This is a genomic window from Arthrobacter ruber (genome assembly GCF_002954225.1).
Lineage (GTDB): Bacteria > Actinomycetota > Actinomycetes > Actinomycetales > Micrococcaceae > Arthrobacter_D > Arthrobacter_D ruber.
This window is the reverse complement of the sequence record NZ_PPTH01000006.1, coordinates 1-24,923: the sequence shown is the minus strand read 5'-3', so window position 1 is coordinate 24,923 and position 24,923 is coordinate 1. Positions and strand designations below refer to the sequence as shown.

The 24,923-nt window shown below is 66.7% G+C and carries 19 protein-coding genes; 11 read left to right on the top strand and 8 right to left on the bottom strand.

Annotation, left to right across the window (positions count from 1 at the left end; genetic code table 11):
- The first annotated feature begins 116 nt into the window (after nucleotides 1-116).
- Nucleotides 117-1,595 (top strand): sensor histidine kinase, encoded by a 1,479-nt coding sequence (locus CI785_RS00435; protein ID WP_105030140.1) that lies wholly within the window; start codon nucleotides 117-119, stop codon nucleotides 1,593-1,595.
- Nucleotides 1,596-1,757: 162 nt separating this feature from the next.
- On the opposite strand, the gene CI785_RS00430 is transcribed toward CI785_RS00435, so the two are convergent.
- Entirely contained in the window at nucleotides 1,758-2,006 is a 249-nt protein-coding gene (locus tag CI785_RS00430) for a WhiB family transcriptional regulator (RefSeq protein ID WP_043441485.1), read from the bottom strand.
- A gap of 238 nt (nucleotides 2,007-2,244) precedes the next feature.
- Here CI785_RS00430 and CI785_RS00425 point away from each other — a divergent pair, with 238 nt between their 5' ends.
- The gene (locus CI785_RS00425; protein WP_105030139.1) at nucleotides 2,245-2,667 is read left to right on the top strand and encodes a hypothetical protein; all 423 of its coding nucleotides are present in this window, start codon (nucleotides 2,245-2,247) and stop codon (nucleotides 2,665-2,667) included.
- A 55-nt stretch (nucleotides 2,668-2,722) separates the two neighbouring features.
- Here CI785_RS00425 and CI785_RS00420 read toward each other — a convergent pair whose 3' ends face one another.
- Nucleotides 2,723-6,775 (bottom strand): FtsK/SpoIIIE domain-containing protein, encoded by a 4,053-nt coding sequence (locus tag CI785_RS00420; protein WP_105030138.1) that lies wholly within the window; start codon nucleotides 6,773-6,775, stop codon nucleotides 2,723-2,725.
- Between the two features lie 202 nt (nucleotides 6,776-6,977).
- Here CI785_RS00420 and CI785_RS00415 point away from each other — a divergent pair, with 202 nt between their 5' ends.
- The 6 genes from CI785_RS00415 to CI785_RS00390 all read left to right on the top strand — a co-directional run bounded on the left by CI785_RS00415 (nucleotide 6,978) and on the right by CI785_RS00390 (nucleotide 16,344).
- Nucleotides 6,978-9,053: an acyltransferase family protein gene (locus CI785_RS00415; RefSeq protein WP_105030137.1), complete on the top strand. Its 2,076-nt coding sequence runs from the start codon at nucleotides 6,978-6,980 to the stop codon at nucleotides 9,051-9,053.
- Nucleotides 9,054-9,452: 399 nt separating this feature from the next.
- The gene (gene glf, locus CI785_RS00410) at nucleotides 9,453-10,640 is read left to right on the top strand and encodes a UDP-galactopyranose mutase (protein ID WP_105030136.1); all 1,188 of its coding nucleotides are present in this window, start codon (nucleotides 9,453-9,455) and stop codon (nucleotides 10,638-10,640) included.
- 95 nt (nucleotides 10,641-10,735) lie between these two features.
- Nucleotides 10,736-12,637 carry a glycosyltransferase gene (locus CI785_RS00405; protein WP_105030153.1) on the top strand — a complete coding sequence of 634 codons (1,902 nt, stop codon included), beginning with the start codon at nucleotides 10,736-10,738 and terminating at the stop codon, nucleotides 12,635-12,637.
- 1 nt (nucleotide 12,638) lies between these two features.
- Nucleotides 12,639-13,532, top strand: a complete 894-nt coding sequence (locus CI785_RS00400) for an ABC transporter permease (RefSeq protein WP_105030135.1) — start codon at nucleotides 12,639-12,641, stop codon at nucleotides 13,530-13,532.
- Between the two features lies 1 nt (nucleotide 13,533).
- Nucleotides 13,534-14,265 (top strand): ABC transporter ATP-binding protein, encoded by a 732-nt coding sequence (locus CI785_RS00395; RefSeq protein WP_105030134.1) that lies wholly within the window; start codon nucleotides 13,534-13,536, stop codon nucleotides 14,263-14,265.
- A gap of 33 nt (nucleotides 14,266-14,298) precedes the next feature.
- Nucleotides 14,299-16,344, top strand: coding sequence for a DUF6541 family protein (locus CI785_RS00390; protein WP_157940091.1), 2,046 nt, complete (start codon nucleotides 14,299-14,301; stop codon nucleotides 16,342-16,344).
- A 54-nt stretch (nucleotides 16,345-16,398) separates the two neighbouring features.
- On the opposite strand, the gene CI785_RS00385 is transcribed toward CI785_RS00390, so the two are convergent.
- The 4 genes from CI785_RS00385 to CI785_RS00370 all read right to left on the bottom strand — a co-directional run bounded on the left by CI785_RS00385 (nucleotide 16,399) and on the right by CI785_RS00370 (nucleotide 20,310).
- On the bottom strand, nucleotides 16,399-17,607 hold the full coding sequence (locus CI785_RS00385; RefSeq protein ID WP_105030132.1) for a lipopolysaccharide biosynthesis protein: 1,209 nt from the start codon (nucleotides 17,605-17,607) through the stop codon (nucleotides 16,399-16,401).
- A 78-nt stretch (nucleotides 17,608-17,685) separates the two neighbouring features.
- Nucleotides 17,686-18,600 carry a glycosyltransferase gene (locus CI785_RS00380; protein ID WP_105030131.1) on the bottom strand — a complete coding sequence of 305 codons (915 nt, stop codon included), beginning with the start codon at nucleotides 18,598-18,600 and terminating at the stop codon, nucleotides 17,686-17,688.
- Nucleotides 18,597-19,589: a glycosyltransferase gene (locus CI785_RS00375; protein WP_105030130.1), complete on the bottom strand. Its 993-nt coding sequence runs from the start codon at nucleotides 19,587-19,589 to the stop codon at nucleotides 18,597-18,599. The genes CI785_RS00380 and CI785_RS00375 overlap by 4 nt, the downstream gene beginning before the upstream one ends.
- Entirely contained in the window at nucleotides 19,582-20,310 is a 729-nt protein-coding gene (locus CI785_RS00370; RefSeq protein WP_105030129.1) for a glycosyltransferase, read from the bottom strand. The genes CI785_RS00375 and CI785_RS00370 overlap by 8 nt, the downstream gene beginning before the upstream one ends.
- A 193-nt stretch (nucleotides 20,311-20,503) precedes the next feature.
- Here CI785_RS00370 and CI785_RS00365 point away from each other — a divergent pair, with 193 nt between their 5' ends.
- Nucleotides 20,504-21,388 (top strand): glycosyltransferase family 2 protein, encoded by an 885-nt coding sequence (locus tag CI785_RS00365; RefSeq protein ID WP_105030128.1) that lies wholly within the window; start codon nucleotides 20,504-20,506, stop codon nucleotides 21,386-21,388.
- Nucleotides 21,389-21,461: 73 nt separating this feature from the next.
- On the opposite strand, the gene CI785_RS00360 is transcribed toward CI785_RS00365, so the two are convergent.
- Nucleotides 21,462-21,815 (bottom strand): DUF2304 domain-containing protein, encoded by a 354-nt coding sequence (locus CI785_RS00360; protein ID WP_105030127.1) that lies wholly within the window; start codon nucleotides 21,813-21,815, stop codon nucleotides 21,462-21,464.
- A 4-nt stretch (nucleotides 21,816-21,819) separates the two neighbouring features.
- Nucleotides 21,820-22,485: a glycosyltransferase family 2 protein gene (locus tag CI785_RS00355; RefSeq protein ID WP_240614913.1), complete on the bottom strand. Its 666-nt coding sequence runs from the start codon at nucleotides 22,483-22,485 to the stop codon at nucleotides 21,820-21,822.
- A 211-nt stretch (nucleotides 22,486-22,696) separates the two neighbouring features.
- On the opposite strand from CI785_RS00355, the gene rfbA reads away from it, so the two are divergent.
- Both rfbA and CI785_RS00345 read left to right on the top strand, forming a co-directional pair.
- Nucleotides 22,697-23,560, top strand: coding sequence for a glucose-1-phosphate thymidylyltransferase RfbA (gene rfbA, locus CI785_RS00350; protein ID WP_105030152.1), 864 nt, complete (start codon nucleotides 22,697-22,699; stop codon nucleotides 23,558-23,560).
- 96 nt (nucleotides 23,561-23,656) lie between these two features.
- A complete protein-coding gene (locus CI785_RS00345) occupies nucleotides 23,657-24,589 on the top strand; it encodes a glycosyltransferase family 2 protein (RefSeq protein WP_157940090.1) in 933 nt (310 codons plus the stop codon).
- Nucleotides 24,590-24,923: the final 334 nt, after the last annotated feature.

The window sequence follows — 24,923 nt, the reverse complement described above, 5'->3', positions numbered from 1 at the left end:
CCGTCGCCCGTGAGTGACAGACTGGACCTGCGGTACTGGATGCCGCAGGTCCGGTCCGTCCTGGCGGCGGCACCGGACCGTGATGCCGCGTTCGACCCGAGCAACAGAGAGATCCCATGGCAATCTTCACTGACCCCATCCGCGAGTACACCGGGTTCGAGCCCGGCGACGCCGAGTGGCTGCACCTTCTGGTGGGGGACTGGCAGATGGTGGCCGACCTCGCGTTCGCGGATCTGGCCCTGTGGTTCCCGCTCGACGGCGGCGGGTACGTAGCGCTGGCGCACGCCCGTCCCTCGACGTCGCACACCGTCTTCCACAGCGACTTCGTGGGCGAGCGGATCCGGGCCGATCTGCAACCGCTCGTCGACGTCGCCTGGGAGTCCCAGAAGATCGAGCGCTCGGGCGAGACGAACTGGACCACCGAGATGGCCATGCGCGTCGAGGCCGTGCCCATGGTGCGCAACGGCCGCACGCTCGCCGTCGTGACGACCCACATGGACCTGTCCAGTTCGAGGATGCCGTCGCGGCTCGAACTGACCTACCGGCAGTGCGCGTACGACCTCCTGCGGATGGGCACGCTGGGCCTGTGGCCCGATTTCGCGACGCCCACCGGGTCGCGGCGCGGCGCCCCCCGCGTGGGGGACGGGCTCATCCGGCTCGACGTCGACGGGATCGTGCAGTACGCGAGCCCGAATGGTGTGTCGGCGTTCCGCCGCCTGGGCGACGTCGAGACCCTCGAGGGGCGCCCGCTCGCGGAGATCACGACGGCGCTCCTCAAGGACCGCAGGATGGTCGACGAGACGCTCCCGCTGGTGGTCACCGGTCGCATGCCGTGGCGCACCGAGATCGGTTCGCGCGGCGTGAGCCTCTCCCTGCGGGCCATCCCCCTGCGCGACGAGAAGGAGCGGTTCGGGGCCCTGGTGCTCTGCCGTGACGTCTCGGAGCTCAGGCGGCGGGAGATGGAGCTCGTGTCGAAGGACGCGACCATCCGGGAGATCCATCACCGGGTCAAGAACAACCTGCAGACCGTGGCCGCGTTGCTGAGGATGCAGTCCCGCAGGATGGTCAGCGAGGAGGGAAAGCTCGGACTCGAGCAGGCCATGCGGCGCGTGTCGACGATCGCCCTGGTGCACGAGACGCTCTCCCAGGGCCTGGCACAGAGCGTGGACTTCGACGAGCTCATCTCGCGGCAGTTCCGACTCTCCGCGGAGGTCGCATCACCGTCGCAGGCCGTGCGCACCGAGCGTAGCGGCGATTTCGGCGAGCTTCCGAGCGATCTCGCCACCCCGCTGGCCCTCGTGATCAACGAGCTCGTCACGAACGCCGTCGAGCACGGCCTGTCCGGGCGTGCAGGGACCGTCTGGCTGATGGCCAACCGGCGCATGGAGGCCGGCGGGGAGGAGATCCTCAGGGTCACCATCGCGGACGACGGCGTCGGCCTGCCCGCGGGCGGGCACGCGGAGGGGCTCGGGCTGCAGATCGTCCGGACCCTGGTCACGAGCGAGCTGGGCGGGACCATCGAGTGGCGCACGCGTGGTGGTGGCGGGACGTCGGTCACGATCGAGCTCGGTCTGCGCCTGAACCAGGGGAGTTGACCACGCCTGACCAGGGGAGCACCCCCGATTCGGCGGCCGCCGCCGGGTGTCCGTCGACGGGGATCCTGCCGCTGGGGCGTTCCCGGGAATGAGAAGAGGCCGCCCGACGGGCGGCCTCTTCTCGTTCTGCCGGATCGGGGCCGGGCTCACGCCCGGCGTCGATCAGGAGGCGCGGCGGGCCCGTGCAGCCCGACGCTTGAGCGCACGGCGCTCGTCCTCACTCAGTCCACCCCACACTCCGGCATCCTGCCCGGACTCGATGGCCCACTGCAGGCAGGTGTCCTGGACCGGGCAGCGGCGGCAGACGCTTTTCGCTTCCTCGATCTGGAGGAGCGCTGGTCCGGTATTGCCGACCGGGAAGAACAGTTCCGGGTCCTTGTCCAGACAGGCCGCGCGACTACGCCAATCCATGTGATCACATTCTCCTTCAGCCTTCCTCATCGTTTGTGAAAATATTCACGAGGGGGCTCATAGTAAAGGGGGCCGACTTTGGGCCCCCCGGGTTTCCACTTCTTTAAGGCTGTCACGTTACCAACGGGTAAACAAGGGTTTTACGCGTCCGATTGATCCGACACGTGAGGGGTTAGTCACAGCGATGCCGTTCCACGATGGCCCTGGGCGCGTGCGGTGCTTCGGGTAGGGTTCGAGGGTGGTTCCAGATCAAGCTCCTCCCCGTGCGGGCAGGCCCCGGGGCGTCCTCCTGATCGCAGCTGTCCTGGTCCTGGAGGCGATCACGCTGCTCGTGATCGCGGTCGGATTCGTGGTCACGATCTTCAGCGCCGACGCACTCTCCGTCGGAGGGTCGGTCTTCATGGCGGTCCTGTTGCTGTTGGTCGGAGCGGGCCTCGCTGCGATGGCACGCCAACTGATGGCGGGCTTCCGCTGGCCGCGGTCACCCTCGCTCGTCGTGCAGCTGTTCCTGGTGATCCTCGCATTCCCCTATTTCTCCTTGGGTTCGCCGCTCATCGGACTGGCACTGCTGGTACCTGCCGCCGCCGTCATCGTCACGCTGTTCTCCGCACCCGTCGTGCGGTACACCGTGCGGACGGGTAGAACGGGCAAGGCTCTGTAGGCTCCCCCGGATCCCCCTGGGAGCCCGACGGCCGGCTGTATGAACCGGAGCCCCATCAGGGCCGATCACCCGACGCACGGGCAACCTGCACCTCGAGGACTACGCCTGGTTCGCACGCGTAGCCACGGCCGGCAATCGGCGACCCGTCCAGGTCGAGGCGTACACCGAAGACATCGCCGTCGCCCGCGGTCCTCGGCGCGAGGACGAGCCCACGGCCCGCCGCGCGGGCCTGGAGGGCGAGCGGCACGCGCACCGTGAGCGCAGGACCGGGGACGGCGGAGAGTGCCGCGGCGGCGCCCCGAGCGACGAGGCCCGACAGCACCTGGTGGACGTCCGCGGACAGCCGGTCCGCGTCGTCGACCAGCAGGAGGCAGTCATCCGCCGAACCCCGTCCCGCGCTGCGCTCGCCCAGGCCCCGCCAGTAGGCGGACGCCGCCGACCCCGCCTCGCCCGCGGGTGGGGCGAGGATGGTGCGCCCGGGATTCACGTGTTCCGCCGAGGCCCGGAGCACCCGCAGTGCGTTCGTACGCCCGCTCCCCGGATGTCCCAGCACGAGGTAGACCTCACCCGGACGAACGGTGACGGTGAAGGGCCGCAAGTCGTCGTCGTGCACCCCGAGCAGGAGATCATCCAGTGCCGGGGACGTGTCGGCGGGAACGATGTCCCTCAGCTGCACCTCGTGGGGCAGGGGATGCACCGGGAACGGGGAACGAGCGGGAGGCCGGGCCGGCGGCGTGCCGGACCCCGTGGCCGCGAGCAGCTGGCACGTGCCGTCCCCCCAGGCGCCGGTGATGCGTCCCTGGGCGAAGCCGCGACCGGGGACAGCGTTGATCTGCGGCAGTTTGGGCCACGTCAGCGTGGTCTCCTGGTGAGCGCCGAGAGGAAGGTATACGCGATTGGGCAGGAGTGCGAAGAAGCGTGAGGCGGTCAGCTCGCGGTCTCCCGCGATGAGGACGGCGACGCCGCTGTGCACACCGTCCCGCACGATGGCATGCAGGGCATCCTCCGCCCGTGCGAGGCGTCCGTCGCGGAACCGACTGCTCCACCGGCCCCAACCGGTGAGCACCAGGACGATGGATGCAGCGCCGCCCTGGGCGGTGTCCGGCACGGCCGCCAGCCGTTCGAGCACGCGACAAGCCCGCTTCGTCTCGTGGGACGGGACATATGCGCCCACCTGCGGGAGCGCGGACCACCGCCCCAGAGTGCCGTCGCCGTCGAGCACGTACAGATGTATGTCGGGGTCGCAGGCCGGGAGTGAGGAGGCGACCGCTGCGAGGGCTTCGGCCGCCCCGCTGCCGGGCAGGCCGACGAGGGCCAGGTGGGAGTGGGCCGAGGGGCGCCAGCACAGGAGCCGCTGGGCCTGGCGTTCGGGGAAATCGGCGACTCCGAACGGTACGCGGGTCTCGGAGGAGGGGACAGGACGATCTTCGACATCCGCGTCGGCGGGCTCGAAAGCGGCGCATCCCGCGGCCGAGATCTGTGTCGGAAGTGGGGGCAGTACCGGGCGGGACGGCTGTCGGCCGTCAGCCCGGCCGGCTGCTCCGCTGCGTGATCCACCGGCTACCTCGTGTGCGGCGACGAGACCGGCCACCGCCCGCTCGAGGAGGTCCCGCTCGGAACCTGCCGGGTCCCCTTCGGCCGTGTGCCGGTGCCTGTTGCCCGTGTCTTCACCCAGGTAGTCGGCGACGTCCTGCCAGCCCGGGGACCCGTCCGTCGTCGGCAGGTGTGAGGCAGCCGCGACCTGTAGGCCCACGGGTGGTTCCGTCCCGCGCCGGAGGAAGGCCCTGCCCCGAGCATCCACGGGGATGTCGGCGGCCACCCCGGACCCGAGGATGTCGTGCGAATCCATCGGCGTCTGGACCCGCAGGAGGACCGACGAGGTGATGTTCGCACGGAGGTCTGGGGTCACCGCCCCCTGCGCCCTCTGCGTCGCAAGGATCAGGTGGATGCCCAGGGACCGGCCGAGAGCGGCGATCTTCATCAGGTCCGGCACCGCGCTCGGCACGTCGTCGCCCAGGATCCGGAATTCGTCGATCACGACGACCAGCCGGGGAGGACACGACGACGGCGAGGCGGTGCGCAGCTCGTCGAGATCCCGGGCGCCATGATCCGCGCAGAGCTGTTCTCGGCGCCGCAGCTCCGCGCGCAGTGAGGTCAGGGCGCGTGCCGTCGATTCCGGGCTCAGATCCGTCAGGCATCCCACGCAGTGAGGGAGGGACGCGAGTGCGCCGAGCCCTGATCCGCCCTTGTAGTCGACGAGGAGCGCGGTGAGGTGCCAGGGAGGCTGATCGAGGGCCAGCCCGAGCACGAGGGTCCTCAGGAACTCGGACTTGCCGGACCCCGTCGTGCCGGCGACCAGCAGGTGCGGCCCGTCCCTCACGAGGTCGATCGAGACGGCGCCGGTCGTCGAGAGTCCGATGAACACGGTCGGGCGCCCCGCATCGGCCGAAGCCCATCGCCCGGGGATCGACGTCGCGAGGGTGTCCGGCCTGAAGTGTTCCGACCACAGGGAGACGGACGGCGGAAGGGCTCCGCCGGGGCGCCCCCCTGCACCGGGGCGGATTGCCTGGGGCGCCGGGCGGGCACCGGCCACGCGGCCGAGCAGCCTCGCCGTCCGTTCGAACGACGAGGCCGAGACGCCATCCGGAACGACGCGGTACTCCCGCCCCTTCACGCGCGCCAGGGCCCCGTCGGCGGTGATCGTCATCCCGTCGTCCGGTACGGCGGTCCCGGCGGAACCGGCCTGCTCCATCAGGAAGCGGACGATGAGGACGGTCCGTCGTCGGGCGACCTCGGGAAGCTCCCCCGACACGTGGAGGAGGAGCAGCGCATCGGTCTGCTCGAGGATCAGGGCCAGGACGAGCGGGTCCTGCGTGAGTCGCACGTTCGGGAGGAAGCGGGCGTGGATCGGGAGATGCCGGACCGATCCCCAGCACACGACGGGGATCGATACCTGGCCAGGATGCGCCACCTGAAGCAGCATGGCGCGCAGAAGACCCAGCACCGGTGCGGTCTCACCCGTGATGGTGAAAGTCCTGCCCGAGGTGCCGGCGACGCTCGAGGTCGCGGTGTCCGGCAGCCACGGCAGCACCAGTGGCAGGTCCGGGAGGATCGGGAGGGCGAGCGACCCGTCGTCGCGTCCGATGCGGAGGTTCGCCGCCTGATCCGCGGTGCCCAGTCTCAGCAGGATCACCGGTGAGGACGGTGCTCCCACTGTCGGTCCTGCAGTGGCGTCCCGGCGGGCACGCAGGACGTCGAGCGCCGTCTGCCCGGGGTCGGGGACGGATGCCATCCGACGCTCCCGGTCCCGCCCCGCAGCGCCCCGGACCGCCTCCCCGAAGACTCGTGCTTCCTTCCGGTAGGTGAGCAGGGGGACGACCCCGGTGGCCGCCGAGAGGGCGCTGAAGGCGAGGAGGAACCACATGCCGGTCGTCAGGACCAGGGCGACACCGAGGACGAGCGGCAGCAAGGCGGTGAGGATCAGGAGGCGGGACGGCCGCTTGGGTGGATCCGGTCCGACGGGCAGGGCCTCGAGGACCTCTGCGGGGGAGACGTGTCGCCAGCCGTCGTCGTCGAGCAGTTCGATGCGACACCGGCTCGTGCCGAATCGAAGATCCGCGGACACCGTGATCTCCGTGGCGTCGATGCGCTCGCCGTCGACGAACGTGCCGTTCGCCGACCCGAGGTCCTCGAGGATGATGGCGTCCCCGGTCACCGTGAGCAGGGCATGACGCCGTGACAGCCCGGGGTCGGCGATGGCGATACCGCCGGCCGATCGTCCGAGGATGTACGCGCCACGTGTGAGAGGGATCACCTGTCCCGCGTCCGGGCCGGAATGGACGACGAAGAGCAGATGCGGCAGGCGGGACGGATCCGCGGGAGCCGGGCGTGGTCCGCAGACGATGATGGCCCCGTCCGTCAGGGCTCCTGCGTGCGCCGTCGCCGTCTCCAGCGGGGTGTCGTCGATCGAGAAGGGCCCCTGATATCCGGCGGCTTCCAGCCGTTCCGCGAGTGCGGCCCCGGTGGGCAGTCGGGTGGTGTCGACGACGATCTCCCGGGAGGCAAAGCCGGACGGGGGAGCGCTCGCGAGCGTGACGTGCAGATCCACGGCGGCCTCCTCGGACGATGGTTGGCTCCGAGACTAAAGCGGAACGGGTGTCATCGGGTTGGGGAGTGCGGCGTTGTGGAGAAAGGTTGCCTGGCCCTGCGCGCGGGACCTGCACGAGCACGTCGCCGAGGGGTCCGGTATCACGGGTGCATGCAGGTGTTCCCGCTACACTTGATCATCGTGTCTACCCCGGAAGTCCCTCATGCCCGTCGCTGAAGCTAGTCGTCCAGCGGCTCCACGCGTAATTGCTGAGGGTGCAAATCCTCGGTTCCGGCCCGAAGTCCAGGGCCTCCGGGCACTTGCTGTACTGATGGTGGTCTCCTACCACATCTGGTTCGGTCGGGTGTCCGGCGGAGTGGATGTCTTCCTGCTGATATCAGCATTCCTGCTGGCGCTGTCGTTCCTGCGCAAGGTGGATTCTGGCAAACCGTTGGATCTCGCCCGGCACTGGCTGCACCAGTTCAAACGCCTGCTGCCCGCAGTCGTCGTCGTGATCCTCGTGACGCTGGGAGCCACCTACCTGTTCGTTCCGAAGTCTAGATGGACGGACATCATCGAGCAGTCGTGGGCGTCCCTTTTCTACGTTCAGAATTGGGTCCTCGCGTCCAACGCTGTGGACTACTACGCGGATGATCACAGTCTGGTCAGCCCTCTCCAGCACTTCTGGTCCCTCTCCGTGCAGGGTCAGGTGTTCATCCTGTGGCCGCTCCTGTTTCTCACGAGTTCCCTTCTCGCTCGCCGCTACCGGCTCCGCGTTCGTGGCGTCGTTCTGCTGGTCTTCGGTGTCCTCTTCGGTGCGTCGCTCGGCTTCTCGATTTGGGAAACGTACACGAACCAGGCCTATGCCTACTTCGATACCCGAGCCCGCCTGTGGGAATTCTCCTTCGGCACTCTTCTGGCGCTCGCGCTCCCTTATATCCGGTTGCCGCGCCTCCTGCGCATCGTCGCGGGCTGGGTGGGCCTGGCAGCGATGGTGAGCGGCGGATTCCTCTTGGACGTCCAGGGCGAGTTCCCCGGCTACGTCGCGTTGTGGCCCCTGATCGCCGCCGCATTGATCATCGTTGCCGGGCAGACCGGCAGCCCTGTGGGGGCGGACCGGTTACTGTCCTCCAAACCGCTCGTCAGGGTGGGGGACCTCTCATATGCCCTGTACCTGTGGCATTGGCCGGTGCTTGTGCTCTTCCTGATCTGGCGCGACGCGCCGGCGCCGGGTGTCTTCGGCGGACTCGTCGTCATCGCCCTCTCGCTCGGTCTCGCCTATCTCACGATGCGCTTCGTCGAACGGCCGCTGCGAGCACTCACCTGGGCGGACCGGCGTCGCCGTCGTGCTGTCATCGTCCTCGCCGTGTGCCTAGGTCTGGTTGCGGCCCCGCTGACCGGGTGGCAGCAGAGCCTCCGCGTCGAGGCTGAGCGCATCGCCGCGAACGCGTTGCGCAACAATCCGGGAGCGATCGCCCTCGAGCCGGGATTCGTGGACCGGTCGGATGACGACGCGCCCGTCATCCCTGCCGTCGCCCGCTTCGAGGATGAGGCCGTGAAACTTGACGGACCCTGTTCGGAGGACAACAGGCCGGCCAGCGATCTGTTGGCGAGTGGCTGTGGAGAAATCCGGCCCAAGGGTACGGGGAACAAGAAAATCATCGTCGTGGGTGACTCCCATTCACAGCAATGGGGTGTGCCTCTGCGCCACATCGCGGAGGACGAGGGTGCGGTGGTGAGCCTCATCTTCAAAGGAGGCTGCTCGTTCGGCGAACAGGGCTACGGGCGCATCCCCGAGTGTGATGAGTGGAACGAGCTCGCCAAGGAATACATAGAGGAGCAGGACCCCGACTACGTCGTGGCGGTGGGAACTGCAGTGAACGCGGCGGGCATGGAAGACGTGCTCCCCGGATTTCCCGAGGCGGCCCGGGCGATGGAGGGAGCGGGGATCGACGTCGTTGCCGTCCGGGACAATCCCCGTTTCGACTTCAGCCCGAGAGAATGCGTCGAGAAGGAGGGGGTGCATGCTGCCGAATGCAACAGGGACCGGGCTCTGCACTTGCCCGCGCCCGTCAAGACGGACGAGTTGAAGCGGTTGGTTCCGGGCATGGCGGTCCTCGACCTCAGCGATTCCATCTGTCTCCCGGACACGTGTCCCGCCGTGATCGGCAACGTCTACGTGTACTTGGACACGAATCATCTGACGAGAACCTACCTTGAAACGCTGACACGAGAGTTCGGACGACAGTGGGAAGCGGTGACCTCACGGAGCGTTACGGCACGGAAGGCGCGACCATAGGAGCAACGAACCATCGCGCGTCACCACCGGCGAACTTCCCGCAGGAACCGGGGGACTACAGGGACGGGATAGGTGGCGGGTCCTGAACCCCTCCTCGTCACAGGCTGAAGCCCGGGCATCGTCGCGCCGGTCCTCCGGACGGTTCTCCTGATCACCCCGACGGTCCCACTCGGGCAGCGGCAGACCTACGCCTGGTGCGATGTGCCCACCTGACCCCGGTTCACGACGCCGTCTCAAGACGGCGGGCCAGGACGATGCGGGCGAGCACGCGTCTCCCCGAATCCGCCCGGCGTTTCGTGGCAGTGGCCTGTCGGTAGAAAGGGCACCGAGGAACGTCGGGTAGCCTTAAGCCGCAGGTCGCCGTCGCTGGTGTCTGCCCAAAACAACCCAGGAGACTTTGTGAACGTTGATCTCGTCGTCGTCGGTTCCGGATTTTTCGGACTCACGATCGCAGAAAGGGCAGCGGCCCAGCTCGGCCTGAAGGTCGCGGTGCTCGACCGTCGCCACCACATCGGTGGCAACGCGTACAGCGAGAACGAGGCCCGGACCGGCATCGAGGTGCACCGCTACGGCGCGCACCTGTTCCACACCTCGAACGAGCGAGTCTGGGACTACGTCCACAACTTCACGGAGTTCACGAACTACGTCCACAAGGTCTACACCCGCCACAAGGGCGAGGTGTACTCGATGCCGATCAACCTCGGCACGATCAACCAGTTCTTCCGCGCCGCCCTCGGTCCCGCCGAGGCCCGCGCCCTCATCCAGGAGCAGGCCGGCGAGCTCGCCGGGACGGATCCGCAGAACCTGAACGACAAGGGCATCCAGCTGATCGGGCGCCCGCTCTACGAGGCGTTCATCAAGTACTACACGGGCAAGCAGTGGCAGACCGATCCGAAGGACCTGCCGGCCGAGATCATCTCGCGCCTGCCCGTGCGCTACAACTACGACAACCGGTACTTCAACGACAAGTACGAAGGACTGCCGGTCAACGGCTACACCGCCTGGATCGAGCGGATGGCTGATCACCCCAACATCGACGTGCACCTGAACACGGACTTCTTTGACGAGGGCCAGGAGTACTCGCGGTCGTCGACGCTCGGACAGGTACCCGTCATATACACGGGCCCCGTGGACCGGTACTTCGACTTCGCCGAGGGTGACCTCTCCTGGCGGACCATCGACCTCCAGGAGGAAGTGCTCCCGATGGAGGACTTCCAGGGCTGCTCGGTCATGAACTACCCGGACGAGGACGCAGCCTTCACGCGCATCCACGAGTTCCGCCACTTCCACCCCGAGCGGGACTACACCAAGGATGCGACGGTCATCATGCGGGAGTACTCGCGCTTCGCCGAGAAGAACGACGAGCCGTACTACCCGATCAACACGTCCGACGACCGGGCGAAGCTGCTGGCCTACCGCGATCTCGCGAAGGGCGAGAAGTCGGTGCTCTTCGGCGGGCGGCTCGGCACGTACAAGTACCTCGACATGCACATGGCCATCGGGTCGGCGCTCTCCATGTTCGACAACAAGATCGCCCCCCACTTCACCAGTGGCCAGAAGCTCGAGAGCGGCGGAGTGGACGCGTGAGCGAGGCGACGCTGGCCCGCCCGGTCGCCGACAGGGCCGAGGGAACCGATACCTGGCACACCATCCAACGTGTCGTCCTTCCGAACCAGAGCCAGATGGACACTGCGGCCCTCTACGTCGACACGGGCAGTGCGGTCGGCGTCAGGGTGAACACGAACGACGGCAGCACCTCCGACAGCAGCGGCCTCGCGTCGCCGGGGCAGGAGCTCCACGTAGAGGACTTCCGCTCCCGGCGGTCCACGTCCGTCCGTCCTGGTGAGCGGGTGTCGTTCGGCACCTACTTCAACGCCTTCCCCGCGAGTTACTGGCGTCGCTGGACGGACGTCCGGAACGTCCGGCTGTCCGTCGGGACCTCCGGCGCCGGCGGCATCAGCGTCTACAAATCAAATGCCCGCGGCTCCCTCCAGCATGTGGAGACCAAGCGGGTCACCGGTGCGGCCACGAGCGTGTTCGACCTCTCGCTGCAGCCGTTCGGTGACGGAGGCTGGTACTGGTTCGACCTCGTGGCCGGTTCAGCGCCCCTAATCCTGAACAAGGCCGAGTGGCAGGCACCGGGCGAGGCTCCCGAGCCTGGACAGATCACCCTCGAGATCACGACGCTGAACAAGCCCGACTTCTGCGCGAACAACCTCTCCATCCTGGGCGAGAACCCGGACGTGCTGGAGAACGTGAAGGAAGTCCTGATCGTGGACCAGGGCACGAAGAAGGTGGCTGACGAGCCCTCGTTCCCGGCCATCCGCGACGCGCTCAAGGGCAAGCTGCGCATCATCGACCAGGGCAACCTCGGAGGGTCCGGAGGTTTCGCTCGTGGAATGTACGAGGCTGTCGAAAACGGCAGCGACTATGCCCTGCTCCTCGACGACGACGTCGTCATGGAACCCGAGAGCATCATCAGGCTGCTGACGTTCGCCGATCACTGCAGGACCCCGACCATCGTCGGTGGCCACATGTTCGATCTCTACAACCGTACGGTGCTGCACACCTTCGGTGAGATTGTGAATCCCTACCGCTTCCAGCCGGACCAGCCCGTGGCCGAGCAGACGCTGGGGCACGACTTCATGCGCTCCAACCTACGCCATACGCCGTGGCTTCACCGCCGTATCGACGTGGACTACAACGGGTGGTGGATGTGCCTGATCCCGACGCGGGTCATCCGCGAGATCGGTCTGTCGCTGCCCGTATTCATCAAATGGGATGACGCCGAGTACGGCCTGCGTGCCAAGAAGGCCGGCTATCCGACGGTCTCGATGCCGGGGGCCGCCGTCTGGCATGTCTCCTGGATCGACAAGGACGACATGGTCGGCTGGCAGGCCTACTTCCACACGCGTAACCGCATGATCGCGGCCCTGATTCACAGTCCGTACGAACGCGGAGGACGAGTCGTCCGCGAATCAGGATATTCCGACATCAAGCACCTCGTGTCCATGCAGTACTACACAGCCCGTGGACGAGTGATGGCCATGCGCGACGTCCTGCAGGGTCCGAACCAGCTGCACTCGATCCTGGCGACGAAGCTCCCGGAGATCCGGGCGCTCAGCGAGGGCCACTCGGACGCCCAGCTGAAACCGGACCCCGACGACTTCCCGACGCCCAAGATGGACAAGCCCCCGCGGCACGGACAGGGGTTCAGGGCACCGTCCTACACCACACTCGTCCCATGGGCGCTGAAGACCGTCGCCCGGCAGCTGAGCAGGCCCGTCGCGCCGTCCAGCAAGGAGCGGCCGCAGGCCTTCGTCGCCCACCAGGACAACAAGTGGTGGCGGATGTCGCAGTACGACAGCGCCATCGTCTCCAACGCCGAGGGTACTGGTGCGTCCTGGTACCGCCGGGATCCCCAGCAGCTCCGCGCCCTCCTGTCGGAGGCCGGCCGGCTCAACGCCGAGATCCTCCGCAGGTGGCCGCAGCTCAGTGAGCAGTACAAGGCGGCGCTCGACGACATCACGTCCTTCGAGTCCTGGAAGAAAACATTCGACCAGCACTCAGGGGAGGGCAAGTAAGTTGAGCACCATCAACCTGACCACCCCCGGCCTCGGGGGTGGCCTCAGGGACGTGCTGCGTTCGAGGTACCTCCTGAAGTTGCTCGTGCAGAAGGAGCTGAAGGTCCGCTACCGCGGCTCCATCCTCGGCCTGCTGTGGTCCTACGTCAAGCCGGGCGTCCAGTTCGTCGTGTTCTGGTTCGCCCTGGGCATCTTCCTCGGGATGAACCGCAACACCGAGAACTACCCGATCTACCTGTTCTCCGGAATCGTGCTCATTAACTTCTTCAGTGAGGCGCTGGGCAACGCGTCACGGTCGATCGTCGGGAACGGCGGGCTAATCAAGAAGATCTACCTGCCGCGTGAGCTCTTCCCGGTGGCATCCGTCTGGGTGTCGGCGATCCACTTCGTACCGCAGCTCCTCGTCCTGCTCATCGCGTGCTTCATCGCAGGGTGGAAGCCCGGGTTCGCGCAGATCGCGGCGGGCCTCATCGGCTTCCTGATCGTTGCGCTGCTGGCGATCGGGCTGGGGCTGTTTTTCGGTGCCGTCAACGTGTACTTCCGTGATTCGGAGAACTTCGTCGACATGCTGCTGATGATCGCCACCTGGGCCTCGCCGGTGCTCTACTCCTGGACCATGGTGCGGGACGGACTGTTCGACGCTTTCGGTGCTGGTGCCGGACAGGTGCTGCACACGATCTACCAGGTCAACCCACTGACCATCGCCGTCGAGCTCTTCCACTTCGCGTTCTGGATGCCGACGACGACGATCGGCGTGACGGACCAGCTAGCTGCTGTCCCGGCGAATCTCCTCGACCTGTGGATGCCGATCGGGGTGGCGATCTCGGTGTTCGTGATTCTGGCTGGACAGTTCACCTTCAGACGGCTCGAGGGCCGCTTCGCACAGGAGCTGTGACATGACGACAGCGATCGAAGTCCGCGGTATCTCGAAGGAATTCGTCCTGCGGCACACCCGCTCCATTAAGGAGGCGTTCGTGTGGATCGTGAAGGGACGCAAGGGTGACCTGTCCAAGAAATTCCATGCCCTCGACGACATCAGCCTGACGATCGAGCAGGGTGAGACCGTCGCCCTGCTCGGGCTGAACGGTTCAGGCAAGTCGACGCTCCTGAAGCACATCTCCGGGGTGATGCTGCCGGACACGGGGACCGTGCGGACCAGGGGAAGGGTGGCCGGGCTGATCGAGGTCGGTGCAGGTTTCCACCCGGACCTGTCGGGGCGGGACAACGTGTACCTGAACGGGGCCATCCTGGGCATGAGCGAGGAGCAGATTGAGGAGCGCTTCGAAAGCATCCTGGAGTTCTCCGAGATCGGGCAGTTCATCGACACGGAGGTCAAGTTCTACTCCTCCGGCATGTACCTGCGGCTCGCCTTCTCGGTGGCGGTGCACACCGACCCGGAGATCTTCCTCGTCGACGAGATCCTCGCCGTCGGTGACGAGCCCTTCCAGAAGAAGTGCCTCTCCAAGATCAAGGAGCTGGCCGCAGCGGGCAAGACACTGGTCGTCGTGAGCCACGACCTCGACCTCATCTCGCAGGTCTGCGAGCGGGGTGTGCTTCTCGAACACGGGCGCGTCGTACTCGATTCGACCGTGGACGATGCCGTCTCCACACTCAGGAGTCGTCATTAGCACAGGCACGGACCCATGCACGGGGACATGGGGATGACCTGGACGGACGCACTCCCGGTTGCGCTCGCGACGCTGGCCTGCTTCTTCCTCCCGGGCATGCTGGTGGCTCTGGCCGCGGGTATCCGCAGCCTCGCCACCTTCGCCCTCGCGCCGGCCTTGTCCCTCGGACTGGCCGGCGTCGGAGCCGTGCTGCTGGCCCTCACGGGCATCACCTGGACTCTGTGGAGCTACCTGGGCTTCACGGCGGTGGTAGCGGTCGCCGTCCTCGTCCTCGCCCGGGTGCTGGCGTCCCTCCCCGGGAGACGAGCCACCGCGCGTGCAGGTGGGTCGACGGCGGTCCCCGCCGAAACGCGCACCCGGTCCTGGCGGCAGGTGGTAACGGGCAGCATCGCACCCCTGGTGGGGGTCGTCGTAGCCGCCGTCGTAAGTTTCACACCGTTGAAGGACGGCATACGGTGGCCGGATTACCCTGCCCTCACCTGGGACTCCGTCCACCACCACAGCTCGGTGCGGTACATCATCGAGACCGGGAACGGGTCGAGCCTGAGCCTAGGGGCCGTCGCGTCGAACGACAAGGCAGCCCGGTTCTACCCCGGCGCTTGGCACGACCTGGTCAGCCTCACGGTCGGAACCCTGCCCATCAGCGTGAGCATCAACGTCGCGGCGCTGGTCATGGCCTGCGTCATCTGGCCCCTGTCCGTGGCCTACCTCGCGCGTGTCGCCTTCCCGCGCCTGGCATGGATGCCGTTGCTGGCCCCGGTTATCGCCGCAGGCTTCATCGCCTTCCCGGCCCGGATGATGTCCTACGGCACGGTGTGGCCCGCCGCGATGGGCACGGCCATCCTGCCCGCACTGCTCGCCCTGCTGCTCCTCGTCACCTCGACACGGACCACCCCCGCCGCCAGGGTCCGGCTCCTGCTACTGCTGCTCATCGCGCTCGCCGGAGCAACGCTGTGCCATCCCACCGCCACCATCGCCGCCGGCTACCTGGGACTGCCGTTCCTGCTCCACCGCTACGCGGGGGTCGTCCGGGTGGCTCTCGGCCGTGGACGGAAACTCCTCGCGGCCGCACTGGTCGTGGTGCCCGTGCTCGCCGTCGTGCTCTTCCTCGCCGCGGTCATCACCGTTCCGAGCGTCCGCTCGGTGTTCTACTTCCAGACCACTCCCGTCGGGCCGGCAACCAATGCCCTCGGTGCCGCGGTGTTCGACACAATGCTCGCCCCGCTCGCACACGGCAATACGGAGCCGTTTTGGGTCGGCGGCCTCCTCGCCATCGGCGGATTCATCCTGACGATCGCCGTGAGGGAGGGCCGGTGGGTGTCCGTGAGCTGGATGATCGCCATTCTGCTGTACGTCGTTGCGGCGGGCGAACAGACGTTCCTGCGCCCGGTGGTCGGGCTGTGGTACTCCGATCCCGTCCGCCTCGGGGGGCTGGTGCCGCTGTTCACATCACTCCTGGCGGCGTTCTGCGTCACCCGGGTGGTGGAATCCACCATCACGGTGACCGCCGCCCGACTTCCGGTCCTCGCCCGCCCGCCGGCGGCAGGCGCCGCGACACTCGCACTGGTGGTGGGACTGGCCGCGGTCCTGTACCCCCACACCGGGGAGCTGCGCGCGGATGCGCGGTCCGAACGGCTGGCCGCGGACTACTGGCGACACCTCGAATGGAGTGGTGGCATCGCGAGCCTGTCCGAGCTGCGGATGATCGAACGGCTCGACGAGGAACTGCCGGAGGATGCGGTGGTGCTCGGCGACCCGACGTCGGGTGCGGCCCTCGTGTACTCGCTTGCCGGCCGCGATGCTGTCTTTCCGACCATGATGGGCGCCTGGGATCGGGATGCTGAGTATCTCGGCCGTAATTTCGACCGTCTGGACAGCGATCCTCGCGTCTGCGAACTGATTCGGCAGTACAACGTCTCCTACTTTTACGACGACGACGGACGCTACCTGCCGGACATCATCCACCGAAAGAACATGGAAGGGCTGACCGCGGCAGGGCTAGCCCCGGAGGATCTCTCCCTGGTCGATAGCAGCGACGACGGTGCCGCTGTCTACAAGATCGAATCGTGCGGACTGTAGTACCGGCGGGATGCCACGATCGGCGGCGCACGGCCGCTCCGGTCAGCCGGCGGTTCAGTGCCTGCCGTGCCGCAGGACCCGCCGGACTACTGCCACCTGGTAGCCGGCGACAGTGAGCTCGGACAGGGCGACTGCCCACGCGACCGATGCCGGTCCGACGAAGGCCGCAGCGAGGACGATCAACGGTACGCCGACCGCTGCGCCGAGCACGGTCGAAGCGGCGAGCGCCCTCCCTTGACCGAGGGGGATCAGGCACGCGAGCCCGACGACGGACGACACGGCGACCCCGGCGAACACGACGCCGATAGGAAGAGCGAGCCCGAGCCCCACGCTGATCCTGCCGTTCGACAGGAGCATGCTTCCCCAGGGAAGGACCAGTGCGATGCCCGCGCCGCCGAGCACGCCGAGCAGTGGGGCCATCAGAGTAGTCCGCCCGATGCGGTGGCGTTCGACCGCCTTGTCCGTCGATGCAATGGATCCCTGCAGCACCTGGACGACGGGTCCGAGGGCGATCTGGCCGTACCTGATGAATCGGTCGGCCATCGCATACACCTCCCTGAAGGCGGGGAGGAAGGCGGACACCATGATCAGCGGTGCGCCGACATACAGCGACGAGGTGGCGGCCGTGATGACCCCGTGGAGTTGGCGCGGCAAGCGGCCGAAGGCGGCGCGCGGTGAGGGATCGGCGCGGGCCGTCCTGCCGGCGGACCGCCGGATTACGAAGGCCGTACCGACGACGGCGACAATGTTGAAAACGCCCTGGCAGGCGATGAAGACGTAGATGTTCTGGGTGAGCAGGATGCCTGCCACCCCCGCCAGCGTCCCCATGCTGATCGGCAGCGAATCGAAGAGGATCAGCCGCCGAGGTCGCGCTTCACCCACGAAGTACCACGCTCCGCCGAGAAAGGGGATCAGGTACGCGCAGCAGGCAGCGATCATCATCCCCCGGTACTCGGGGGTGGTGAGCAGGAAGGGGATCAGGATCGCGAACGGTACAGCGACGGCGGCGAGGTACAGTCTCGATGCGAGGGACTCCATGAACATCTGCGGTCGATCCTCGGCCGGCATGCCGGCGACCATCGCAGGTCCCGTCGTGCCCCAACCGAATGACACGAGGACTCCCAGCAGCCCGGCAAGGGTCTGCGCGACGGCGATGACGCCCCACGCCACATCCCCGGCCTGGGTGACGACGACGGGAATCGCCAGTAGTCCGACGATGCTGGTGATAGCGACGGCCGCTGTGTACGTGCCGAGTCGCGCCATCAACGGTCTCACATGGTGCCTAACGGGTCTCAGGGAGGCGGTACCGGTCGGACGCGGGCCATCAGGCTCGCGGACCGGTCAGGACAGGTGTTGGAGGAGTGGTGCCGGGATCTTGCCGGATCGACCGCGCAGGCCGTGGAGCGCGCCTGCCGCAATGGCCAGCAGGTGGCCCCGGCGCTGCGGCCCGACGACGACTCTTGCGGCGTGCCCGATCAGGTCGTGGGCGAGCCGTGATGCGGTCCAGCGCGGATGGCGGGAGAACGAACGCCGGGTGACCAGCACGGCGTTGCGGCTCATGTAATAGGTCCTGAAGGGCGGATGATAGGCGACCGACAGCTGCTTCCCATGGCGCGTCACAGGGCGCCCCAGGATTGTCAGGGGCCGCATTGAGCCAAGTGAATGGTCCAGATCGGTACCGGGGGCGACGATCGTCAAGAGGCCGGCTGCACGCACCCGTTCGTTGAACTCGGTGTCCACCCAGTCGATAAAGAGGTCCTCGCGGAGCCCGCCGACGGTGTCGAGAGTGGAGACCGGCAGGAGGAGACCCGACTGCATGGGGTCGTAGGCTAGGTCGTAGCCGTGCTCGGTCCCGAGCCGGGCCACCGGGCGCCCGTTCTGCTCGGCGTAGGAGACGCTGCCCACGGGCAGGCCCGCCCCGAGCGCCGCGCGGGCAGTCGCCAGCAGTTGCTCGACGTAGTGGGGAGCCAGGCTCGTGTCCTGGTCGAGCGTGAGGATCCACTCGGCGCCGTGGTGGGAGCGTGCCCGGGCGATCCCGGCATTCAGGGTGACGGCGATCCCGTCATTGGTGTCCCGTCGGACGACGTCGGCTCCCAACGCCTCCAGGCTCCCGAGGACTCCTTCGGCGGCCGGCCCGGAGCCGTCGTCCGCGACCACGACGGCGGAGACCTGGCCGACCAGGGCCCCATACCGTACGAGGACGGCTTCGGACGGGCGGAAGCTGCTGATCACCGCGACGACGACCGGGCCGCTCACGGCCTTCCTCCGACACGCCGGCCGACGACGGCGGCAGCGGCGAGGCTCGCCGCGAGTTCGGCGGCGCGCCGCAGCGGTACCGTCCCCCGCCGAACGCCGCGAGCGACAGCGAGGGCTGCGGCGCCGCGGCGTGCGCCGGACGAGTAGGCGGCCACCGCCGTGCCGAGCTCCGCAGTCCTCACCGGTGTCCTCGCCGCGAGCGTGTCGGCCATCAGGGACCGCCAACCGATTCCGGCCGCGGCGAGGAACCGGGCGAGCGCCGCAGGCGACGCCGATCCCTCGAACCGGCGCCCCAATTCCTGGACCCGGGACACGAGATGCGTGACGCCTGTGCGATTCTCGCCCACGACGTTGTCCTCGTGCTGGATGTAGTCCTGCACGAGGGCGTCGACCACGGTGAAGCCCCGGGCGGCACCGGCGCAGACACCCAGCCAGTGGTCGTGGTACTGCGCTGGGGTGTTGAGCCGTGGGAAGGGGAGAGCGACGGATAGGAGGTCGGCGCGAAGGACGCTGAGCGAACCGGTGACCTGGTTCTCCGTGAAGAGATCGACGAGTTGCACCCGCCGCCGCCCGGTGGAGGTGGTGAGCACGCGTCCGTCGTCGCCCACCACGCGCGCCTGCCCGGACACCAGCGAGTTCTCCGCGAGGTGGGGCAGCAGTGCCGCCAGTTTCTCGGGATACCAGTAGTCGTCCTGGTCGCTGAGGGCAATCCACCGCGCCGTCGGTGGAACCGCCCGGAGCACGCGCTCGAAGTTGCCGTAGAAGCCCTGTCGGTCGTCGAAGCCGATCACCTCGAAGCGCTCGTCCCCGCCGCAGATCCGTTCGACGGTCCTCGCGACCTGTTCGTGGTCCCCGTCGACGGAGATCAGGCACCGGAAATCCCTGTGCGTCTGAGCCTGGATGGACAGCAGCTGGCGTGCGAAGAGCCGCTCGGGTGGCCGATAGGCGGCGAGCGCCACGATCCCGAAGCTCCCGGAGAAATCATCCACGGGGTGTCTCCTGCCTCCGGTACCGCCGGACACGCTGCACCGCGACGAGGAACGCCCGGGCGAGCATGATCCTGGAGCGAAGAATCAGCAGCGGCGACCGGACCGTCTTCGGCGTCGTGTTCGTATCATGCAGCCTGCGCGACAGCGTGTCCTGTTCGAGGTGCCGAATGCCACCGGCAAGATTGCCGACCATGGCGATCCACTGGTCATGGGTCTCTTGAAGGAAAACGGGAAACGGCAGTATCAAGGGGGCCATGTCGCGACGGAACGCCATGGCGCACCCGTAGTAGGGGCGCACCCCGATCCAGAGCAGCAGCAGGTTCGTCCACCTCCTCGTGCTGTCCGCCGCCTTGAGGCGGAGCGACTCGATGGCGCGGGGGGCCTGGCCGAAGAAGGAGAAATTGCTGGCGACGACGGGCGACACGGTTAGTGCGTCGAGCATGAGGTCGAGGCGTCCGGGCAGCCAGATGTCGTCCTGGTCCGAGAGGAAGATGTACCGACCCCGGCTCGCGGTCAGCGCGGCTTCGAAGGTCCTCACGTAGCCGCGGTTCGCGGGGGAGCGGATGAGACGGATGCGTCCGTCCTGAAGAGCCGCGATGACGTCGGCCGAGGCGTCCGTGGAGGCGTCGTCGACCACGACGACCTCGTCCTCCGGTCCCAGCTGGGCCAGGATCGATTCCAGCTGTTCGACCACATGAGCCGATCCGTTGTAGGACGCCATGCATACGCTGGCGCGAACGCTGCTCTCCTCGTCGGAGTGTTGGCCCGCTCCCATGCCCATCCTGTCCTAGCCGTTGATGATCCCGGTCGAGTCTACCCAACGTGCTTTTTCACTTCATACAATCTCCATCCCTATAGTTGAACTGTTGTTCGGGATGTATCTGTCCCGTCCGTTCTCCTGCAGAAAGTTCTCCATGGCCTCCGTTGACGTCCTGTTCCCCTACTACGGGGATGTCGAACTCATGAAGAAGGCTGCACGCAGCGTTCTGAGTCAGCAGTTCCAAGACTGGCGGCTGGTCGTGGTGGACGACGGGTACCCCGACCCGGAGCCCGCCCGCTGGTTCGGTGAGCTCGACGACGAACGGGTCTCCTACCAGCGCAATGCGTCGAACCTCGGGGCGAACGCGAACTACAGGCGCGCACTCGAGCTGGTGGAGGCGCCCTTGACCGTCATCATGGGCGCCGACGACCTGATGCTGCCGAACTACCTGCAGACTGTCGTCGACACCTTCGCCGCATTCCCTGCCGCCGACGTCGTGCAGCCGGGTGTGCAGGTCATCGACGAGAACGGCACCGCCGTAGCGCCGCTCGTGGACCGGGTGAAGAGCGTCGCGATGCCGGGCGCTCCGACGCCGACCGTGCTGCAGGGCGAGCGCCTCGCCACGAGCCTGCTGCATGCCGGCTGGCACTACTTCCCGTCCCTGGCGTGGCGCTCCGGGACGATCACCCGGATCGGCTTCCGCCCGGAGTTCGACGTCGTGCAGGATCTTGCCCTCCTGCTCGACATCGCCGCCGACGGTGGCACGATGGTGCTGCAGCCTGAGCTGGCCTTCCTGTACCGCCGCCACTCGGGATCGGACTCCTCCGTGCGGGCGCTCGACGGCCGACGGTTCGACGAGGAACGCCGGTTCTTCGAGATCGAGGCCGAGCGATTCGCGGCCCTCGGCTGGCCCAAGGCAGCCCGAGCGGCGTCGCTGCACATCACATCGCGCCTGAACGCGGCGGCTCTGCTCGCAACGTCATTGTTCAAGGGGCGCAAGGCGTCGATCTCGAGCCTCACGCGGCACGTCGTCCGCTAGGCGTACTGAGTCAGGACAGCTAGGAGCCGCGCTCGGCGGGATGGACGCGGGCGGGACGTCGTGGGGTGCGGGATCAGCGGCGGTCGTCTGCCCAGGGCTTCGGAGCCTCGTCCAGCGCGATCCGCCGGGACAGTGCCGTCAGGGCGTTCTCGGCGTGCCGGAAGCGCTGGTACGTCGTCGCCATGAAGACGAAGAAGCTGACGATCGTCGCGTAGAGCACCAGATCGGTGCCCCGGCCGACCCCCAGGAAGGACGCCAAGGACGTCAGGACATGGGGGAAGAAGATCGAGGCGACGGCTGCCACGGCGAAGATCATGAGCATGATCCGGCGGATCGCCAGGTGACGGGCGTTGGCTCCGCCGCGCATCAGCACGAACGACACCAGGATGACGGCGAGAACTAGGACGATTTGGACTATCAGCAGCACGGGATCACCTAAAGAAGAGTTCGGCGAGGATGTTGACGGAGTTCAGCAGCGACTGCCCCTTGGACTTGGAGTAATCGGTGTAGATGATCTCGACAGGGTGCTCCACCCACCGCAGTTTCATCTCCGCGATCTGGTGGACCAGTTCTGAGGCATGGGCCATGCGGTTCTGGGTCAGGTGGAGCTTCGAGGCGACCTCACGGTTCATGGCTCGCAGGCCGTTGTGGGCGTCGGTCAGATCGAGTCCCGTCGCCATGCGGGACTGCACGGCGGCGGTCTTGAGCACGAGCCGCTTCATGGGCCCGATCTGCGTCCTATCGTCGAGGAATCTGGACCCGAGGACGATGTCCGCTTCTCCCGCGTCCAGTCGCGCCACCATCGCTGCCGCGTCGACGATGCGGTGCTGCCCATCGGCGTCGAACGTCACGACATTGCGCATCCCGGGATCCTGTAGCGCGAACTCGATGCCGGTCTGAAGGGCCGCCCCCTGGCCGAGGTTGATGGGGTGCTGCACGACGACCGCCCCAGCTGTCCGGGCGATGTCCTGTGAGCCGTCGGAACTGCCGTCATCGACACATACCACCTGCGGAAACACAGTGCGAAGGCTCTGGATGACCGAGCCGACGACGGTTGCTTCGTTGTACATCGGTATGACGACCCAGGTGCGATTCACTGCCTCAGTATCCCATATTGCTTGCGCTCGCCCGGCTGCCTGGCGTCTGGAGGCTCTGCAACGGCCGCCCGTTCCCCGGCTGCCGGACCGTCTCCTGCAGCAGTGCATGAATGACGGGCGACAGACTTCTGCTGCTAGCGCGCGACGGACTTCTGCTGCTAGCGCGCGCCGAACTTGCTGTTCCGAGCGGAAGACCGAGATGATGGCGATCATGCGCGGAATAATCCTTGCCGGCGGGACCGGGTCCAGACTCCACCCGATCACCCTTGGCGTCAGCAAGCAGCTCGTCCCTGTCTACGACAAGCCGATGATCTACTATCCGTTGTCGACGCTGATCCTCGCGGGCATCAAGGACATCCTGATCATCACCACCCCGCACGACGCCGAGCAGTTCAAGCGTCTGCTGGGCGACGGAAGCCGCTTCGGGGTCAGTCTCACCTATGCGCAACAGCCTTCGCCGGATGGGCTGGCGCAGGCCTTCATCCTCGGTGCCGATCACATCGGGTCCGGTCCCGTCGCCCTCGTGCTGGGTGACAACATCTTCTACGGCCAGGGGATGGGGACGCAGCTGCGCCGCTTCGCAGACATCGACGGGGGAGCCGTCTTCGGCTACTGGGTAGCAGATCCGACCGCGTACGGCGTCGTGGAGTTCGACGGCGACGGGCGGGCCGTGTCGCTCGAGGAAAAGCCGGAGCAGCCAAAGAGCCATTACGCGGTGCCGGGCCTGTATTTCTACGACAACGACGTCATCGACATCGCTGCGAACCTCCGGCCATCGCCACGAGGCGAACTCGAAATCACCGACGTCAACCGGGTGTACCTCGAACGCGGGAAACTGCGAGTCGAGATCCTGCCCAGGGGCACGGCCTGGCTGGACACGGGCACCTTCGACTCCCTCAATGAGGCGTCCGAGTTCATCCGGACGGTTCAGAAGCGTCAAGGGCTGTCGATCGGGTGCCCGGAGGAGATTAGTTGGCGGCTCGGTAACCTCTCGGACAACGACCTCGAGGAGCGTGCCAGGCCGCTCATCAAGAGTGGTTACGGCCGGTACCTGATGGGACTGCTCGAGCAGTAGGACGGCATCCGAGAACAGCAGTACGAGCAATCCCTCAGCCCGGAGCTGTCGGGAACCTGTGCCCGACAGTCTCGAGGCGTTGATGCAAGGGAAGAAGTGAAGGAAATCATGTCGAATGCAGCAGTTGTTGTTTCCTACAACCGGAGGGAACTGCTTGAGAAATGCCTATTCGCGCTGACTCAGCAGACGCGGCCCCTGGACGAAGTCATCGTGGTGGACAATGGCTCCACCGATGGGGGACCGGATATGGTTCGCGAACTGTTTCCTCAGGTGTTCCTGTTCGAGACGGGAGCCAATCTGGGTGGAGCAGGGGGGTTCGCGTGGGGCGTCGAACTCGCCGCGGTACGCGGTCACGACTACGTATGGCTCATGGATGACGACGGCGAGCCGGACCTCGATTCCTTCGAAGAGCTGATGGGCGCGGTCGAGTCGAGCGACGTTCAACTGTCGTTCGCTGCCTCCATGGTGACAACCCATGAGGACGGCTCGCCCAACGCCGGCAACTTGCCCGTGCTCAGCAGCGACATGAAGCATCAGTTGAAGGCGCAGGAGATTGGCACGATCGCAGTCCGCGCTGCCACTTTCGTGGGCGTGCTCGTCAATGTCGCCATCGCGCGGACCACCCACTTGCCGCAGCGCGACTACTTCATCTGGATCGACGACATGGAATACACCCTTCGCCTTTCGAGGCTGGCTCCTGCCGTGATGGTGAGCAGGAGCAGGATCAAGCACCCGATGAACGCGGGTGGCTCGAAGGACATGAAGGGGCGCCTCTTTTACCATCTTCGCAATCAGATTTGGGTAATCAAGGCCAATCCGGAACTGTCGTTGCCGAGGAAGATCTTCGATTCCACGTTCTACGTCGTCCACGCCTTGAAACAGGGTTCTCACGCTGCCGATAAGACCCTGTGGGCGAAATCGGTCGCCAAGGGCGTTTTCGAAGCTGTCTTCCGAACGCCACGGGAAGAGTCGATCGGCACACTGGTCGGGACCCTGCCGGCCGATCGACAGGCGCAGGTGCGCCGCTAGCGGTCCGCTGGCTCCACGGTCACAGCCGACTCGTTGAGCGATTTGTCACTCGTCGAGGCTTGTGCCGATGGACAAAGACCCTGGCGCTGAAGCGGGCTGGGTCGTCCACGACAGCCGGGAACCCGGGAGATGAATGAAGAGCACCCCTGACCCGAAAGGTCAGGGGTGCTCTTCTTTGCTTGAGGCTGCTCGGGGGATGCTACGGCTTACGCCGTAGCATCCCCCGAGCACTTACTTGTAGCGGATGGTGGTGCCGTTGGTGGGTGTCCAGGTGAGGGTGCCACCTTGGAAGGTTTGGGTGCAGCGACTGGTGGTGCAGGTTTCGTTGTTGGTG

Coding starts and splice junctions, on each gene's coding strand:
- CI785_RS00365 (WP_105030128.1), top strand. CDS start 20,504: ATGGCCTCCGTTGACGTCCTGTTCCCCTACTACGGGGATGTCGAACTC.
- CI785_RS00395 (WP_105030134.1), top strand. CDS start 13,534: ATGACGACAGCGATCGAAGTCCGCGGTATCTCGAAGGAATTCGTCCTG.
- CI785_RS00415 (WP_105030137.1), top strand. CDS start 6,978: ATGCCCGTCGCTGAAGCTAGTCGTCCAGCGGCTCCACGCGTAATTGCT.
- CI785_RS00390 (WP_157940091.1), top strand. CDS start 14,299: ATGACCTGGACGGACGCACTCCCGGTTGCGCTCGCGACGCTGGCCTGC.
- CI785_RS00435 (WP_105030140.1), top strand. CDS start 117: ATGGCAATCTTCACTGACCCCATCCGCGAGTACACCGGGTTCGAGCCC.
- CI785_RS00405 (WP_105030153.1), top strand. CDS start 10,736: ATGGACACTGCGGCCCTCTACGTCGACACGGGCAGTGCGGTCGGCGTC.
- CI785_RS00370 (WP_105030129.1), bottom strand. CDS start 20,310: ATGGCGTCCTACAACGGATCGGCTCATGTGGTCGAACAGCTGGAATCG.
- CI785_RS00430 (WP_043441485.1), bottom strand. CDS start 2,006: ATGGATTGGCGTAGTCGCGCGGCCTGTCTGGACAAGGACCCGGAACTG.
- CI785_RS00385 (WP_105030132.1), bottom strand. CDS start 17,607: ATGGCGCGACTCGGCACGTACACAGCGGCCGTCGCTATCACCAGCATC.
- rfbA (WP_105030152.1), top strand. CDS start 22,697: ATGCGCGGAATAATCCTTGCCGGCGGGACCGGGTCCAGACTCCACCCG.